This is a genomic window from Rhizosphaericola mali (genome assembly GCF_004337365.2).
Taxonomy (GTDB): domain Bacteria; phylum Bacteroidota; class Bacteroidia; order Chitinophagales; family Chitinophagaceae; genus Rhizosphaericola; species Rhizosphaericola mali.
In genome coordinates this window covers 1,118,086-1,135,168 of record NZ_CP044016.1, presented here as the reverse complement: position 1 = coordinate 1,135,168, position 17,083 = coordinate 1,118,086, and the positions used below count along the sequence as shown (strand labels likewise).

Annotated in this window: 16 protein-coding genes and 1 tRNA gene; 12 read left to right on the top strand and 5 right to left on the bottom strand. The window is 39.4% G+C overall.

Features of this window, described 5'->3' with window-relative positions:
• Positions 1 to 88 precede the first annotated feature (88 nt).
• The gene (locus tag E0W69_RS04910) at positions 89 to 2,374 is read right to left on the bottom strand and encodes a glycosyltransferase (protein WP_131328916.1); all 2,286 of its coding nucleotides are present in this window, start codon (positions 2,372 to 2,374) and stop codon (positions 89 to 91) included.
• Positions 2,364 to 3,419, bottom strand: coding sequence for a glycoside hydrolase family 130 protein (locus E0W69_RS04905; RefSeq protein WP_225321401.1), 1,056 nt, complete (start codon positions 3,417 to 3,419; stop codon positions 2,364 to 2,366). The genes E0W69_RS04910 and E0W69_RS04905 overlap by 11 nt, the downstream gene beginning before the upstream one ends.
• A gap of 693 nt (positions 3,420 to 4,112) precedes the next feature.
• Here E0W69_RS04905 and E0W69_RS04900 point away from each other — a divergent pair.
• The 8 genes from E0W69_RS04900 to E0W69_RS04875 all read left to right on the top strand — a co-directional run bounded on the left by E0W69_RS04900 (position 4,113) and on the right by E0W69_RS04875 (position 11,440).
• Positions 4,113 to 5,756: a Na+/H+ antiporter gene (locus E0W69_RS04900; protein ID WP_131328915.1), complete on the top strand. Its 1,644-nt coding sequence runs from the start codon at positions 4,113 to 4,115 to the stop codon at positions 5,754 to 5,756.
• Positions 5,757 to 6,128: 372 nt separating this feature from the next.
• Positions 6,129 to 6,644, top strand: coding sequence for a helix-turn-helix domain-containing protein (locus E0W69_RS04895; RefSeq protein ID WP_225321400.1), 516 nt, complete (start codon positions 6,129 to 6,131; stop codon positions 6,642 to 6,644).
• Between the two features lie 96 nt (positions 6,645 to 6,740).
• Positions 6,741 to 6,896: a hypothetical protein gene (locus tag E0W69_RS20415; protein ID WP_191967967.1), complete on the top strand. Its 156-nt coding sequence runs from the start codon at positions 6,741 to 6,743 to the stop codon at positions 6,894 to 6,896.
• Between the two features lie 92 nt (positions 6,897 to 6,988).
• Entirely contained in the window at positions 6,989 to 7,192 is a 204-nt protein-coding gene (locus tag E0W69_RS04890) for a hypothetical protein (protein WP_131328913.1), read from the top strand.
• Between the two features lie 32 nt (positions 7,193 to 7,224).
• The gene (locus tag E0W69_RS20410; RefSeq protein WP_191967966.1) at positions 7,225 to 7,398 is read left to right on the top strand and encodes a hypothetical protein; all 174 of its coding nucleotides are present in this window, start codon (positions 7,225 to 7,227) and stop codon (positions 7,396 to 7,398) included.
• A 43-nt stretch (positions 7,399 to 7,441) separates the two neighbouring features.
• Entirely contained in the window at positions 7,442 to 7,780 is a 339-nt protein-coding gene (locus E0W69_RS04885) for a cupin domain-containing protein (protein WP_131328912.1), read from the top strand.
• Between the two features lie 93 nt (positions 7,781 to 7,873).
• A complete protein-coding gene (locus E0W69_RS04880; protein WP_131328911.1) occupies positions 7,874 to 9,013 on the top strand; it encodes an acetate/propionate family kinase in 1,140 nt (379 codons plus the stop codon).
• Between the two features lie 66 nt (positions 9,014 to 9,079).
• Positions 9,080 to 11,440, top strand: coding sequence for a phosphoketolase family protein (locus tag E0W69_RS04875; protein WP_131328910.1), 2,361 nt, complete (start codon positions 9,080 to 9,082; stop codon positions 11,438 to 11,440).
• Between the two features lie 262 nt (positions 11,441 to 11,702).
• Here the strand turns inward: E0W69_RS04875 and E0W69_RS04870 are convergent, their stop codons facing one another.
• Positions 11,703 to 12,080, bottom strand: a complete 378-nt coding sequence (locus E0W69_RS04870) for a helix-turn-helix domain-containing protein (RefSeq protein WP_225321399.1) — start codon at positions 12,078 to 12,080, stop codon at positions 11,703 to 11,705.
• Positions 12,081 to 12,088: 8 nt separating this feature from the next.
• Here E0W69_RS04870 and E0W69_RS04865 point away from each other — a divergent pair, with 8 nt between their 5' ends.
• Positions 12,089 to 13,030, top strand: a complete 942-nt coding sequence (locus E0W69_RS04865; protein ID WP_131328908.1) for a hypothetical protein — start codon at positions 12,089 to 12,091, stop codon at positions 13,028 to 13,030.
• A gap of 338 nt (positions 13,031 to 13,368) precedes the next feature.
• Here the strand turns inward: E0W69_RS04865 and E0W69_RS04860 are convergent.
• Positions 13,369 to 13,441, bottom strand: a tRNA-Lys gene (locus E0W69_RS04860).
• A 135-nt stretch (positions 13,442 to 13,576) separates the two neighbouring features.
• On the opposite strand from E0W69_RS04860, the gene E0W69_RS04855 reads away from it, so the two are divergent.
• The 3 genes from E0W69_RS04855 to E0W69_RS04845 are packed head-to-tail and all read left to right on the top strand — an operon-like array spanning position 13,577 to position 16,476.
• Positions 13,577 to 14,818: a M16 family metallopeptidase gene (locus E0W69_RS04855; RefSeq protein ID WP_131328907.1), complete on the top strand. Its 1,242-nt coding sequence runs from the start codon at positions 13,577 to 13,579 to the stop codon at positions 14,816 to 14,818.
• Between the two features lie 11 nt (positions 14,819 to 14,829).
• Complete coding sequence (locus E0W69_RS04850) at positions 14,830 to 16,116, top strand: M16 family metallopeptidase (RefSeq protein WP_131328906.1); 1,287 nt, start codon at positions 14,830 to 14,832, stop codon at positions 16,114 to 16,116.
• Between the two features lie 6 nt (positions 16,117 to 16,122).
• Positions 16,123 to 16,476, top strand: a complete 354-nt coding sequence (locus E0W69_RS04845) for a phage holin family protein (RefSeq protein ID WP_131328905.1) — start codon at positions 16,123 to 16,125, stop codon at positions 16,474 to 16,476.
• Positions 16,477 to 16,540: 64 nt separating this feature from the next.
• Here E0W69_RS04845 and E0W69_RS04840 read toward each other — a convergent pair whose 3' ends face one another.
• On the bottom strand, positions 16,541 to 17,023 hold the full coding sequence (locus E0W69_RS04840; protein WP_131328904.1) for a helix-hairpin-helix domain-containing protein: 483 nt from the start codon (positions 17,021 to 17,023) through the stop codon (positions 16,541 to 16,543).
• Positions 17,024 to 17,083: the final 60 nt, after the last annotated feature.

The following is a 17,083-nucleotide window of genomic DNA, read 5'->3' as shown; positions in this document are numbered from 1 at the left end:
CCCCTGCCAAATCGAATGAATGTACGGAGTTCATTTGGAATACAGCCTAAACATATAACATTAGTCTGATAGCGCAAGGGATTGTTAACTACATTATCCCGGAAACATCTTCCTGGTATACATGCGATATAGTTTGCCACTTGGCATCCATCGTCTGTCGTGAGATAAGGTAACACACGGTTGATTCCGCTCCTTGGTTCAGGTTGACACAGTCTTCCTCAAGGCCGTCATAACATCCGCCGGTACAGGGATTGTATATAATATTGTACAGGAAATTATTCCCCAGGAACCAACTGAACGCTATGCCCATTTTATCTTTGTATTCCTGCCGGCGAGAAACAGCGTAAAAGCGGTCCAATGCCATGATCGTGTACGCAATATCGATAGGCTGTTCTCCTCCCGCAGTAAGCGGCAATGCCACTTTGTCCCTGTGCAACCAAGTCTTGTTGGATATTACCTTGATGGAACCGTCTGCGAAAGTCTTTGAAAGTAAAAAATCAAAGGACATTGTTGCTATTTTCCTATAGGCCGGTATGCCTGTTATTTCCCATACATCTAACAATGCTTCGGGAATAACCGCGTTGGCATAGGTAAGATAAGGCTCAAACCAGGGCCAGTCTGCTTTTTTTTCTTTTTCGAAAAGGAACACTAGCCAGTCGGACAGTTTTTTTGACAAAACCACATCCTGCACTTCGGGAAAAAGGAATTGTTTATAGTATATACCCTTGAGGATAAAGGCCAATGATCGGGGAGAATGATAGTCTTCCACACTTGACAATGCCGACCTCATCACCGAATTTGCCAGAAAGATGATTTCCTGGGGCAATATATTTCCAAGGGACAATAAATAGCCCAGCGCCCAGACGGCTCTTCCATTCGCATCTTCCAGATTTAAGCCCTCATTTTGAGGTGTAAATCGCTGTTTCTCGTCCACATAATTTAAAAAAGACCCGTCTTCCCGTTGGCAAAAATGGATAAAATTCATATATATCCTAATGAGTGATATATCTTCAGCTTTCCTGCTTTGCTCATAATGCTGGCATACCGCTATCATGGCGCGCGCATTGTCATCCAGCGTATAGCCGGAATTAATATCAGGATGGCTCAACATGGAAAACTGGATGAAGCCAAAATCGGTGGTCATTTTCTCTAAATAATCCAGTTTAACGGCCGGATAATTAAAGGATAAAGTTTCTTTTTCCTTACCCATTAGATGCCAGAACAGAAAAGCGTGGGCTAGGGCCGAATTTTCCCAGGCGGTGGACGCCGTCTGGTGCAAGGCTTCCGAACTTATCTTCGCACGCAGCGCTTCATTTTTCAATAAAAAATTAACCGCTTTGCTTAGTTGTCTGGAATTTCCAAAATCAAAAAGGAGTTCGGGATTGTTCCACAAGACTTCTTTGGCCTGCGGTATGGGAGTGGAAATGACCGGGCAGCCACAACTGACGGCATAGGAAAAAGTACCGCTGACGGCCTGATTCGGATCCTTGGACGTAAAAAGGTAAATATCGGTAAGCTGCAGGTATTCCAGCAATTCGTGTAGCTGTAGAAACGTATTTACAAACTTTACATAGGATGTAAGCCCCATTTCTGTCACCTTTGTTTCCAGCATATCGCGGTATTTCTCACCATACTGTTTTACGATAGTCGGGTGCGTTTTTCCAATTACGAGAAAAACAATGTCAGGATTTTGCTTTACTATACCGGGAAGAGCATCGAGCGTTGTTTCAATACTTTTCCCCGGGCTTAAAAGCCCAAAGGTAGATAGTACGGTTTTGCCGGCAAGACCATATTGTTTCTTTAGAAAATCCTTGTCTGTATGCTGGATTAGATGCGTACCATGCGGGATCACCGTAATTTTTTCCGGCGATATGACATAGTCCTCCACCAGAATCTTTTTAGAGGCCTTTGTCATGACGATAACGGACTGTGCCAGCAGGGAGATCGCATATACATTTTCCAGAACACTATCCACCGGAGCTGGCAATATAGTGTGGAAGACAACTACTACGGGAACTATAAGCGTTGCCATGAAATCCAGAAGCTCCGGTTCCTTTCCTGCGAACAGGCCAAATTCATGCTGGATGAGTACCATACGGATTGCTTCGTTCTCTTTTATTTCTCCTGCCAATTCATCAAATCTTCCGGGAACATCCACATTCAGTGTATATGGAACTTTGTCAGAATATTGGTGCTGTTCATCCATGGATTCAAGTGCACATACCTTTACGGTAAATGACCGGCTGAACTGCCTGTTCAGGGCGGTTATCAAATCTTGCGAATAAGTGGCAATGCCGCACTCCCTTGGTGGAAAAGTGGAGATGCAAAGAATTTCTTGGCCAAAATTTTCTGTGTTGTGATTTTCATTTTTCATTTTTATATTGGTTTAATTCCGAAATTAATAGGGACAGCGTTACAGAAGCACAGGCAATCTGTTCATCCGCAGCCCCATAATAGATATATAATGTATCTTCAGATAGTAAGCAACCCGTAGGAAAACAGACATTGTTGATTTCTCCGTGTTGTTCCCAGGAAACATCCGGACTGAAAAGCGGATAGGGCAGGCGGGCCATTTCAATTTCAGGTTTTTTAAGATCCAGCATGGCCACGCAGGCAGAATAGATATAGCTGCCATTCCTTTCCTCCACTCCATGATATATCAGAATCCAGCCTTGTTCCGTTTCTATGGGCGGGCATCCGGCTCCCACATAGCTGGATTCATGTGCAAAACGGGGGGATAGGACTATATGCTTACTGAAATCAGAGAAATAATCTGTCCAGTAACTGTTGTTCAGTTGGGACAATTCAGAAACGGATGCTATCTGGATTTCCGGTTTGATGCGGTGTAGGAAATATAGTTTCCCATTGATTTTTCTGGGAAAGAATACGAGGTTCTTACCCCACAAAAGAGCGTCTTTGTTATTTTGCGCTGAACGTTCCCCGTGCCTGTTCCATCTTGAATATTTACAGGAAAGACGGTCACTAAAGTCCGTTAGCCTGCAAAATTCCCTAAATCCTATCTGGGGAACGATTACCCCTTTTTTGTCAAAATGGCTCAGGTCCGTTGAGGTTGCCAGGGCGCCCATGGCATTTACCCCGTCAAAAGCAGTGTTAAGGTAATACTTCCCGTCGACCATCGAAATGCGGGGATCTTCCATGCCACGGGATTCATAATCAAATTCAGGAACCAATACCGGTCTTTCATTACGGCTCGTAACTGTTAACGGGCCACTCAAAAGGGAATGCCCTATACGGGAAACATGGTCGTTGTCGACTGCACGATAGAATAAATGTACAATGTTGCCATCCTCTATTACGGCAGGATTCAATACACCCTTGGACTCAAAATCAAGAATTATCTTCTTTAACAGGATGCCATGCTTTGTTACTTTTATCATTTGTTTTTTTGCTCCTTGCAAACATGATTTACTATTTTTATGATGAGATAATACTGAGACGCAATCTGCGCCACATTTTCTTAATAATACTCAATGGTAAAGGTCTATAATAATAATAGCGGGACTATTCGGTGTTTATGGTAAACTTAGCCCTTCCGTTTTACTGGCAACAGATTTGCAGTTCTTACCATAAAGTCAATCTAGGCAGCAATGAGTCGGTATAGATGGAACCTTAATTCCTTGAAGGTAATGTATTTTCAGGAGAACTGAACTATTATTTATTAAACATCCACGAACCTAACAGGAAACGTGTTATAATAATCCATTTTCTATAAGGGCCTTGTTCACTTTGTTTTATTCCAACAACATTCCTTAAATATACCTATCTTTAGAGTGTGGCATATTCGGCCATGCATTATTTGACTTTTCGTCCATAAACAACCCTTTAAAACTACGGAGACCGTCATATGGAAAAGGATACCTTATTTATTTATACTATTGGTTAAATAATACGAGATAACAAATTTCTAATATGAGTTCGGAGGAAATGAATGTTTAGGATAAATATGGTGTATCTCGGATAGCAGTTATCATCTGCCATTTGCATCCTATAGGCTAGGGTTTTACAAGAAGCGTTTGCTCTATCTATACAGCGGGAAATGATGCATTTTGTCAAAAAAATTTCCTATCTCATTTAAAATCATTAAACTATAAATGCAAAATTTCGGTATCGTTATCTTTTTATTCTCTGTCTTAGTGTGTTCATCCTTCCTTATCAAAAAAGTTAGGATGCCGGCACCCATTTTCTTTGTATTGGCAGGTCTTTTCATTGGTTTTGTTCCCTTATTCCCCACATTGAAATTGGATCCGGAAGTTGTATTCGTTATTTTTTTGCCACCGTTGCTTTATGACACCGCTGTTAGGACATCGTGGAGCGACTTCAAGGCAGACATCCGACCCATTACCGCATTGGCTGTCAGCCTTGTTTTTTGCACTATGTCATTTGTAGCTTTGATAGCCCACTGTTTTATTCCAGGGTTCAGTTGGCCATTGGCCTTTTTATTGGGTGCGATAGTTTCTCCGCCGGATGCGGTAGCGGCTACGGGAATCATTAAGGGGTTAGGGCTGGACAAGCGTATCATTACCATATTGGAAGGAGAAAGCATGGTCAACGACGCCTCTGCCCTTATCGCCTACAAATACGCCCTTATAGCTGTGGCCACCGGAAATTTTATTTTCTGGAAAGCCGGGATGCAGTTTCTGCTGATGGCTGCCGGAGGTATCGTTGTCGGCATTCTTATTGGATATATCCTATATCTTTTCCATAAAAAGGTCAAAAACAAAGTAACGACAGAAACCAGTCTCACCTTGCTGACACCCTTTCTGTCCTATCTTTCTGCGGAGCAGCTAAACGTGTCGGGTATTTTGTCCGTTGTGAGTACGGGTATCTTTCTATCCTGGCATGCCCATGAAATCTTTGCCTATCAAACCAGGTCCAGTGTGCAGGCGGTATGGAAAACAATGATGTTTTTGTTGAACGGGTTTGTTTTTATCCTCATTGGAATGCAGCTGCCAGATATTTTAAGCCAGTTGTCCAGTTATACTTGGTTACAATTGTCTATTTATGGCCTTATCATCAGTATGGTGACCATTCTGTCCAGGATATTATGGGTATTTGCCGGAGCGTATGCATATCGATTGTTCCCATTTATAAAATGGAGAAAGACTATGAAATTGACTTCTAAACCGCATGAGGATGGTCAAACATGGAAAAGTGTATTTGTCATCTCCTGGACGGGCACCCGGGGTATCATATCCCTGTCTGCAGCATTGGCAATTCCCTTGACACTTGCCACTGGACACTTGTTTCCCCAGAGGGCGATGATTATTTTCCTGTGTTTTGTGGTGATATTCACCACACTGGTCGTACAGGGAATGTCACTTATGCCATTGTTGGATATGTTGGGCATAAAACCAATCCGTAAAATGGAATTGGAAATGCTCCGCCTACAATTACATATAGCCCAAGAGACGGTGGCTTTTATTGGCAACGAATATACTTCAGACTCACAGGTTATCTTTAAGAATATCCTGGAAAAGGAATACCAAATGCTGGCTTTGCATATCGAGGAAGAAATCAATCAATACGTGAGAGAAGGGGACATTCACCGCACAGAATCCCTGGTGCCCCTTCCCGCCATACAGAAAGCCCATATTGAGATCATTGGGTTCCAACGGGAATTACTTTTAAACCTCCATAAGAACAATATATTTGACAGTGATGTGATTCGAAAGGTCGAAAGCAATATTGATTTAGATGAAATGTTGTTTGACCGGCAAAACCCGTATAGCAAATAAAAAAACATAGGTAAAGATTACTACGTAAATCAGTATTGGTAGAACAAATATCCTTTATTCATGGAATATAATTTGAAATGAATTCGTTTACGAGGGTATTCCAGAGATTTCTCACAACTAAGCGTCTGCATTTTTACCACTCTTTTGTGCACTTTTTTCTTTGGACATTATTTATAACTTGATGCAAGTTGAAGCATAGTATATCTATTCCTATTATTCCAGACATAGTAATGCCATCCATATGATGATAAAAGAAAGATGGGTAAAGGTTCAATATATAGGTGTAAATTCGAACTGTTGTGTTTTTGAAAACATGCGATTTTTCCTAAATTGAAAATATATATCAAATATATGGTGTGCACCCGTTGCAAAATGGTAGTAAAGGCTGAGCTGGACAAGCTTGGCCTACACTATGGTGCCATTGAATTAGGGGAAGCTGATGTAATAGGGGAAATCGATACGACACAATTTGAACACCTCAGGGAAGCTCTGTTGAAATCTGGATTGGTATTGATGGATGACAAAAAAGCCATATTACTATCCAAGATAAAGAATATTATAGTAGAAATGGTGCATTACCGCGAAGAGGCGCTGACATTGAAAAACTCTGAGTATATAAGCTCTAAGCTGCATTATGACTATACTTACCTGGCCAATTTCTTTTCAGAAACAACCGGTATGACCATTGAGCATTTCATTATTATACATAAAATAGAACGGGTAAAGGAACTACTTTTGTATGATGAACTTAACCTTACCGAAATTGCCTACAAACTGAATTACAGCAGTGTGGCACATTTGTCCAACCAGTTCAAAAAAGAGACAGGACTCACGCCATCCTACTTTAAAAAACTAAGGGCCAAGCGTATCAATCTTGAAGATGTGTGAATCATGTAACTTAATATAAGCTTTGTGTAATATTATTACTTTTAAAGGAAGCACCTTTACACTTGTAACAATTAAGTTACAAATTAAATCACTATCATGAAAGATAATAAAATTGCCATAAAAATGGCTATTCCAGAGGATGTTAAAACCTTGACGGAACAGCAAAAGAGGTCTGCGGTGCCGCCCGCAATCAAAAAACGCAGACAAACTATATCAAGAGTGCATATACCACTACCCAAAGAGATAAAATAGTTTTCCTAATTCTATATATAGCAATCTATCAAAATGCCCGGGCACCATGCTTTCAGCATGATGCCCTTATTTTTCCCATTAAAAACATTGTCATGAATAAAATTATATGCATTTCCACTGTTGTGTTGGTCGTTTGCTGGTCCGTTTGTTTTTTTATCCTGTATGGCTCTGAAGCTATTATCCAGGTAATTGCAATCGGTATAGTAACTTATGGGGGCATCCGTGCATTTTCCAACATTAACGGAACAAAAAAAGTGTTACATAAACAAAAGAAAATATTACAGATGTCCGACTAGGATAATCAATTATATACAAACCCGGATAAAATATGCGCAGGCAAGGAAAATGGGTTACCGTTTATACCCAAAAAATCGGTTTTAATCTATGGGACGTACATAGGTATTTTCTTAAGAAATATTGGATGCTGTGGGGGATGGTGGGTTTTATCTCTCCAAAAGAAAAAGCATGGTTCTTGTTCATTAAAAGATCCGCAGGGCTTTAGCTGTACCATTATGAAAAAGAAGCTATTTAATTATTGAAATATTATGGATAACGTAGAAATAGAAAAATCAAGATTGTTTATAACCGTCGAGATCATCGAGTATATACCCAATTCGGTCGTCATTAAAACTATACTGAAAAAGACAACGGGCAACATCAGTGTCATGTCTTTTGACAGTGGTGAAGGCCTGACGGAAAAGACATCCCCATTTGATACTTTTGTGCAGATCATCGAAGGGCAGGCCGATATTGTCATCAGTGGGGAGTCTAACGTTTTATTGACAGGCCAATCAATCGTCATTCCGGCACATGCGTTGAACCTCATAAAACCCAACGGAAGGTTCAAAATGATATCCACCATCATAAAAAGCGGTTATGAGTAATCTGATTTTTCCTAAAAGGGTAGGAAACCTAAAAAGACGTAACTTACATACTTGTGAAAATTCTTTTCTTCTAAATAAACAAGCAACATCTACATGTCTGAAGATCGGGATTGTGTACTAATAATCAATAATGGATCATCCAGCATCAAATTTGCCGTCTATACCTTGTCCTTAAAAATCGTCTATACCGGTATGGTATCAGGCATTGGCGGGGAGGACATGCGGTTAAAAATTAAAGACGCACTGGGCACCACGACCGAAAAGCCACTGAATTCGCATGAACTAAAGGACGCCGCCAATAATATAATCGACTGGTTAGAGTCCGCCCTATCAATAGCGCAGATACATGCAGTGGGCCACAGGATCGTACACGGGATGCAACATATGCAGCCGGAAATAATCACGGACGCATTGATCAGTGAATTGGAAAGTTACAGTTGGTACGATCCGGATCACATTGTGGGCGAATTAATATTGATTAGAACAATTGCAACCCGATGCCCCGGGCTGAAACAAGTTGCCTGTTTTGACACCTCTTTCCACGCCTCGATGCCACGAATCGCCCGGCTTTTCCCTATACCGCGGCATTATGCAGAAGCAGGTATCATCCGCTACGGGTTTCATGGTATTTCATTCACCTATATTTTGCAAAAAATCCAGGCACTCATTACGGATACCCATGTCCAGGCCAACAAGATGATCTTTGCCCATCTCGGCAGTGGATCCAGCCTGGTGGCAGTCAAAGAAGGAAAAAGCATTGACACTACAATGGGATTTACGCCGGCGGGCGGATGCATGATGGGCACACGTTCAAGGGATCTTGACCCGGGTGTCGTGTGGCATATCATGCAGCATAACCACTTGTCTGTGGAGGAACTAAATCATGTCATCAACCACCAATCCGGTCTATTGGGCATTTCGGGGACTTCATTTGACATGGAAAAACTATTGGCACAGGAAAAATACGAAGATTTACAGGCCGGTGAGGCTGTGGACATGTATTGCTATTCGGTCAAAAAATGGCTGGGGGCATTGGCCGCCGTATTGAACGGAATGGACATATTAATATTCACGGGTGGAATCGGGGAAAATTCTGCCGAGGTAAGAAAACGTATCTGTGCAGATATGGGCTATATGGGCATAAAACTGGACGGGGCTAAAAACGAAAGGGGGGCAAACGCTTATATCTGCCGACATAAGCGCGGTACAGATATATGCCTTACCCACGAATGAAGAATTTATCATTGCCCAATATACTTGGTCATTAATACAGGATTAAATATTAAAAACGATTTGATTATGGAATACGAAAAAAATCCATTGCAGGAAGATGAATTGCAAAAAATAAACGCTTACTGGAGGGCTGCCAATTATTTGTCTGTTGGGCAGATTTACCTCCGGGACAATCCCCTTTTAAAAGAGCCTTTGCGCCCCGAACATATCAAGAAAATGCAGATGGGGCACTGGGGCACCACTCCGGGGCAAAATTTCATTTATGTGCACCTCAACCGTATCATCAAAAAATATGGCTTGAACATGATTTATGTTTCCGGTCCCGGACATGGCGGCCCTGCGCTGGTGGCCAATACCTATCTGGAGGGAACCTATTCCGAGGTTTATCCTCGTATCAGCCAGGACACGGAAGGTATGAAAAAGCTAATGACACAATTCTCTTTTCCCGGCGGCATCCCGAGCCATGTATCACCGGAATGCCCGGGGTCTATACATGAAGGTGGCGAACTGGGTTATTCATTGAGCCATGCGTTCGGAGCAGTCCTGGACAACGCTGATTTGATAGCAGCTTGTGTGATTGGCGATGGAGAAGCCGAAACGGGTCCCTTGGCTACGTCCTGGCACAGCAATAAATTCCTTAATCCGGAAAAAGACGGAACCGTCCTGCCTATCCTGCACCTGAATGGGTATAAAATAGCCAATCCTACCATTTTGGCACGCATTCCACAGGCTGAATTAGAATCTTTACTTAAAGGCTATGGCTGGAAGCCTTATTTCGTGGAAGGCGATGAGCCTTTTGCCATGCATCAAACAATGGCATCTGTTTTAGAAAATGTATGTAAGGATATCCAAGAAATACAATACCATGCGAGAATAGAGGAGAATAACAATTGCCCATGTTGGCCAATGATTGTACTCCGCACCCCCAAAGGATGGACAGGTCCAAAAGTCGTAGACGGGAAACAAATAGAAGGCACTTTTCGAGCCCACCAAGTACCTATCGCGGAACCAGATAATAACCCGCTTCACCTGCAACAATTGGAGGAATGGATGCTCAGCTACAAACCGGAGGAATTGTTTGATGACAATGGGCATTTAATCCCGGAATTGCAAGCTCTTAGTCCGGAAGGAGAAAAACGTATGGGTGCAAATCCTCATGCGAATGGCGGAATATTCCTAAAAGACCTTATCATGCCGGATTTCAGAGATTATAAAATTAATTTACCGGCACCCGGTAGCTTGGATGCATCGGATACGTTGACCGTGGGCGGTTTCTTAAGAGATATTATCAGGCTCAATGCCCATACATTCCGGCTATTTGGCCCGGACGAAACGCTTTCCAACAAGTTGGACAAGGTATTTGAACAAACAAACCGCCAATGGGAACCAGAAATATTGCCCTCGGACGATTTTTTGGCGACCGAAGGACGGGTGATGGAAATGCTTAGCGAACATCAGTGCGAAGGCTGGCTGGAAGGCTATCTATTGACCGGAAGACATGGCCTTTTCAACAGTTATGAGGCCTTTATCCATATTGTCGATTCCATGTTCAACCAGCATGCCAAATGGCTGAAAGTATGCGCCGGCCTGCCCTGGCGGCGGCCAATAGCTTCGCTTAACTATTTGCTGTCTTCACATGTATGGCGGCAGGACCATAATGGATTTACGCACCAGGATCCCGGATTTATCGATCATGTGGCCAATAAAAAAGCGTCCATTGTACGCGTTTACCTGCCACCGGATGCCAATTGCCTTTTGTCCGTCATGGATCACTGCCTGCGCAGCCGCAATTATGTCAATGTCATCATTGCCGGCAAACACCCGGCGCCACAATGGCTGACGATGGAACAGGCGGAACTGCATTGTACAAAGGGAATCGGTATCTGGGAATGGGCAAGCAATGATGCCGGCAATGAGCCCGACATTGTCATGGCCTGCGCGGGGGATGTACCTACGCTTGAAACTCTCGCTGCCATATCTATCCTCCGCGAAAAGATACCTTCACTACGGGTCAGGGTCATCAATGTGGTCGATCTGATGAAGTTGCAATCTTCTACGGAACATCCACATGGCCTGCAGGAAAAAGACTTTGACATGCTTTTTACACGCGACAAACCCGTCATATTTGCTTATCATGGTTATCCTTGGTTGATACATCGGCTTACTTATAAACATGCCAACAATGAAAATATCCATGTCCACGGCTACCGTGAGGAAGGAACCATCACTACGCCATTTGACATGACCGTACTTAACCACCTTGATCGTTTTCATTTAGTAATAAATGTAATAGATGTTCTGACTCAACTGGGTGACCGATATGCAGCGCTAAAACAGGATTTGCAGGATAAATTGATTTTGCATCGTCATTATATCAATGAAAACGGGGAAGATATGCCGGAAATAAGAAATTGGGAATGGAAATAACAAAAATGGTCATGGAAATTTTCGAAATGATCCTCAAAATACCACAGGCTTTCTATTTACAAACAGTAAAAAATATTGTTATAAGTTGCTATGCTACTATAACCTAAATCATAGGCAATCCCGCTTATGAATAATTATGTACCCAGTAGTCTTCCACACTCCTAATTGGGAATACACAGGTCTGCTACCGGAATGCTTTTTGAAATATTTTCCGAAATAATATATTCAAGACTATAAAATAAGGAAACAGATTTTCCCTGTTTTATGTTACAATTTCGGTTGGTGCATACCCGAAATGCTTTTTGAAAGCGAAATAAAAATGGGAAAGGTTTTCAAATCCCGATTCCAAATAAACTTCTGCGGGTTTTTGGTGCTTTTCGGCAATTTGGTAATGTGCCAGTTCCAGCCGCTTTTGCGTGAGCCATTTTTGTGGGGTTGTATGAAATGTCTTTCTAAAGTCCCGGTTGAATGTGGCAATGCTCCGGCCTGTGAGATAACCGAATTTTTCCAAGGGCATATTGAACATAAAATTTTCCTCCATAAAATCGGAGAGATTGATTTTGTACGGTTCTGAAAAGTCCGCTAAAAGATTATCAATGTTTTTATCGAGGGTGCGAAGTATGGTCAGGGCTTCTTCCACTTTTATTTTTGTCAGGTTCTCGGGAAGTTCATCTGTCAGGTCAACGTTCAACAAAACGGATTTTTAAGTTAAAATCAGATTTCGAAAACAAAATAATAAAAGACTTTAAGCAGACTTCAAAAGACAACCCTTTTTCAATCAGGTATATTAATAATAAGATAACTAATGATAAGCCTATTATTTTAATTGATGGAGAAAGTCCTTTTTGGGCTTTGATGGGGTATAAAGAGGCTTATCAAATTGTACAACAGACAATAGATAGTCCGGAATATACAAGTCTAAAATACTTGATGTTACAATTTTGGTTTTCGAATTTTTATTTCATCCAGACCATTCAGAAAAAAAGCCTAAACAATCAATGGAATGAAGTCAGATTATACAACATAAAAGATAAGTTGTTTGAAGAATTATCTTTGATTAACTCAATACAACAACCGATTGAGGCAAAAATTATTGAAAATCTGAATATAGAGGGATGGTCAAATTTATATCCGGAATTTAATGATATAACTAAAGCTACGGAAGCTTATGGGAAAGTACTTCTGTTAGCAGATCACTTTTACGATTTGAGATTGTTCGATGAAATTGAACTCACGGAATCTGACCAAGAGAAATTACAGCAATACATACAGAAAGTAGGTTTAGAGCTACAGCAATCTTTTCAAGCAGTATTAGATTCATTAGTTGAATGGATAAATATGTTTCCATTTGACGAAGACAGTTATACTAATAGTGACGAAGAGCAGGAATATTTTAAAGCAATGATCAATATTAAAGATCATATTTTCCCGGAACCGAAAGGAGATGAAGAAGATTATCAATTGGTAATGAATATGGAAATTGTATCTAAATGGGTTGAGCGATTAAAAATATGCACAGAGAGCTGGGGAATATTTATACTATTGCTCTATGGGAAGTATATAAAAAAAATTGTAGAACTCTATCATTAAGCATATATGAAATCTTAATTAGTTTTGTCCGTAAAAATAAAATACCAAATTTCTCGGAACACAGTTTTAAACCATTTGAAATAATTTTAATTTATTGAAATAGGATCTATGCTCAAGGCTTTCAGGAAGGCAGATATAGGGGCACTTAAGTATGATAAAAGAGAGCCATAGCTATATGGTTTTGGCATTCTTACAATAAATTAAAAAACAAATCAATTTTAAATCAAATACAAAGATTGTATATTTTTTGCGATTTTTTAAAAGTGTAAGTATAACTGTAAGTATAAAAAAATAAGCATTGTAATCTATTGATTATCAATGCTTTATTTTTAAAAAAGTGATCCCGCTGGGACTTGAACCCAGGGCCCATACATTAAAAGTGTATTGCTCTACCAACTGAGCTACGGAATCCTTCCCTTTTGAATTGGGAGTGCAAATATAGAAGCAATAATTTAACATTCCAAATAAAAGTATAAAAACTTCAAATTTTCTTCTTTTTCTAATCGTAATGTAGTGTAAAGTATATTTGCACATTGAAATAATAATATGATAGATTACAATAGTTTTACACTGAATAATGGACTGCAAGTAATTGTGCATGAAGATGACTCATCTCCTATGGCGGTGGTCAATGTTTTATACAATGTCGGAGCTAAGGACGAACAAGAAGATCATACTGGATTTGCTCATTTATTCGAACATTTAATGTTTGGTGGCAGTGTCAATATTCCTGATTTTGACGAACCTTTGCAAATGGCAGGGGGAGAAAATAACGCTTATACAACCAATGATTTGACCAATTATTACGAGTCTGTCCCTACCCAAAATCTGGAAACAGCGCTTTGGTTAGAAAGCGATCGTATGTTGAGTTTGGCATTTGATAAGAAAAGTTTGGAAGTGCAACGTAAAGTTGTGTGCGAAGAATTTAAAGAAAATTATATAAATAAGCCATACGGTGATGTGTGGAAACTCATACGTGAACAAGCATACAAAGTACATCCGTACAAATGGATGACGATTGGCAAAGAATTGAAACACATCGAAGATGCAACCTTGCAAGAGGTGAAAGATTTTTTCCATAAATATTACATTCCTTCCAACGCTTATTTAGTAGTAGCTGGAAATGTAAAAACAGAAGAAGTAAAGGTTTTGGTTGAAAAATGGTTTGGAGAAATTCCAGGGAGAAGTTTACCAGAAAGAAATATTCCACAAGAGCCTGCACAAACAGAAGCAAGGAGATTGACCGTAGAGAGAAATGTACCTGCAAATGCGTTTTTCAAAAGTTGGCATATGGGAGGAAGATTGGATCCTCAATTTTACACAATTGATTTAATCACTGATATTTTGGGTGGTGGTCCTTCATCAAGATTATATCAAACTCTGGTAAAAGAAAAAGAATTATTTAGTCAAATATCTTGTTTTCATACCGGAAGTGTTGATGCCGGTTTGGTAACGGTAGAAGGCCGGTTAGCAGAAGGAATTTCATTTGAAGAGGCAGAGAAAGCAGTGCAAGAGCAGATGGATATTTTTTGTAAAAATGGAATTGATCCAAATGAGTTGACAAAGGTTATCAACAAAACCGAAAGTATGATGGCTTTTGAAGATTTGAGTTTAATGAGTCGAGCATCAAATTTGGCCTATTATGCTTTATTAGGCGATACAGATTTAATCAATAAAGAATTTGGAATGTATCAACAAGTTACAGCTGACGCCATCCAAGCAATTAGCAACCAATTATTTCAAGAATCCAACAGCAACACAATCTGGTATTGTGCTACAAAAAATTAAGCTACATTAGAATGATTAATAGAACTATCGCTCCGAAATATTATGATGCCACTTCATTTGAATTGAATTTAAAACCCTACGAATTAGCATATTTAGATAATAACACACCCGTTTATAGTATCAATGCTGGTGCTGAAGAAGTGACCAGTATCGAATTTGTCTTTTATGCGGGTAATTGGTTTGAAAAGGAACATTTAGTCGCAGCGACCACTAATTTTCTTTTGAAAAACGGAACATCGACAAAATCGGCATTCGAAATCAATGAGTTATTTGAATTTTATGGTGCGTATTTGTCACGTAGCTGTTATAATGAAACAGCGTCAATTTCGCTTCATTGTTTGAGTAAACATGTGCAAATTTTATTGCCAATCGTCGCTGAATTGATCCAAGACAGTATTTTTCCAGATAAAGAATTGGAAATTTACCAAAAGAACAATTTGCAAAAATTGAATGTCAATTTATTAAAATGTGATTTTGTCGCCAATCGCAAAATTGACGAAATGCTTTATGGATTTGAACATCCTTACGGAACTTATACACGCAAAGAAGATTTAGAGTCTTTGGGAAAAGTCCAATTGGAAACTTTTTACCAAACCTATTACATCAACGGAAATTGTAAAATATTTGCCGCAGGCAAATTACCATCAGACTTTTTATCCATTTTGAATAATCATTTTGGTAAAATGACTTTGAAAAATGAAGTGAATCCTTTAGATAAAACAGCTCATCCAATTATTCGTGACATTGAGAAAAAGGCAGAAATTTTAAATGACCCTAACAATGTACAAGGAGCTATTCGTATAGCGCGACCATTTCCCAATAGACATCATCCAGATTTTCAAAAAGTCAATGTTTTGAATACGATTTACGGTGGTTATTTTGGTTCTCGTCTGATGAGTAATATTCGAGAAGAGAAAGGGTACACTTACGGCATCGGAAGTTATTTGCAAAATCATGTACAAGAAAGTGCTTGGATGATCAGTACAGAAGCGAAAAGAGAAGCTTGTCCTATGGTTTTGGAAGAAATTTGGAAAGAAGCCAAACTATTACAAGAAAATCTTGTTGATGAAGAAGAATTGAGCTTGGTAAAAAACTACATGATTGGTTCGATATTGTCTAGTTTGGATGGACCATTTTCCATTATTTCTCGTTGGAAAGGCTATATTCTAAATGGTATGGATGAAGAAACCTTTCAAAGAAATATATCCATAGTTAAATCAATAACTTCGGAGGAATTACTAGAATTGGCAAACAAATATTTAAAAGAAGAGGATTTTTATCAATTAACCGTAATTTAAAATAATATGCTTTTAAGATTTATCGGAAGAATTTTGGTAACCGCTTTAGCCGCTGTCATCGCAGCACATTTCTTGAAGGGTGTTACTGTCGCTGGCGGTACGACGCCTATCATTTTGGCACTTGTATTAGCAATTTTAAATGCTTTTGTGAAACCAATTTTGGTCATACTTACCATTCCTGTGACAATTTTAACGTTAGGATTATTTCTTATCGTCATTAATATTATTATCATTATGATGGCATCCCATTTGGTGGATGGATTCCATGTTGATGGTTGGATAAGTGCATTACTTTTTAGTATTTTACTTTCCGTAGTCAGTTATATATTGGAATTAATCATCGGAACTGCGAAAAAATAAATCTTAAATATATTATTAAAAAGCCCAAAAACGAATCGTTTTTGGGCTTTTTAATTTCTTCAAATCATTTTTTCAGAATATTTAAAGTTTCAAACCAAGCCTGCTTGGGTCTGTTATCTGGATAACCTTTTTTCATTCGAAACGTTTTTCGTGCTTCCGTAAAATCCCACCACTTTTTGGTAGCGTCTTTAGTATTGGCAAAATTTATGGCTAATCTAAATTGATCCTCAACACATGGATCAATCCAGTAACCTTTTCGCAATTCATATTCATCGGTTAGAATTGCACCGTCTTTGTTTTTTAGTTCATCAATTGTATAATAACCAAGAAAAACAAGATCTTGGGCAAATTTTATTCCTATAGATGGAATAGTTTGAAATTCAGCCAAGGCATAAATTTCCTTTGCTCTTTCACTCGTACTATTTAGCAAAACTTCTAGTTCGTCCATTGCAAAGTCCAGAATATTTGCAATTTTAATTTTATTCTTTCTCAGATTAGCTATTTCAATATCAGTAAGGGGCAATTTTATATTTGACTTCGTTTTCATTCTTACGATTAGATTGTACTGAAATATTAATAAAACCCTTCTCTAAATACAAAAAGGGTT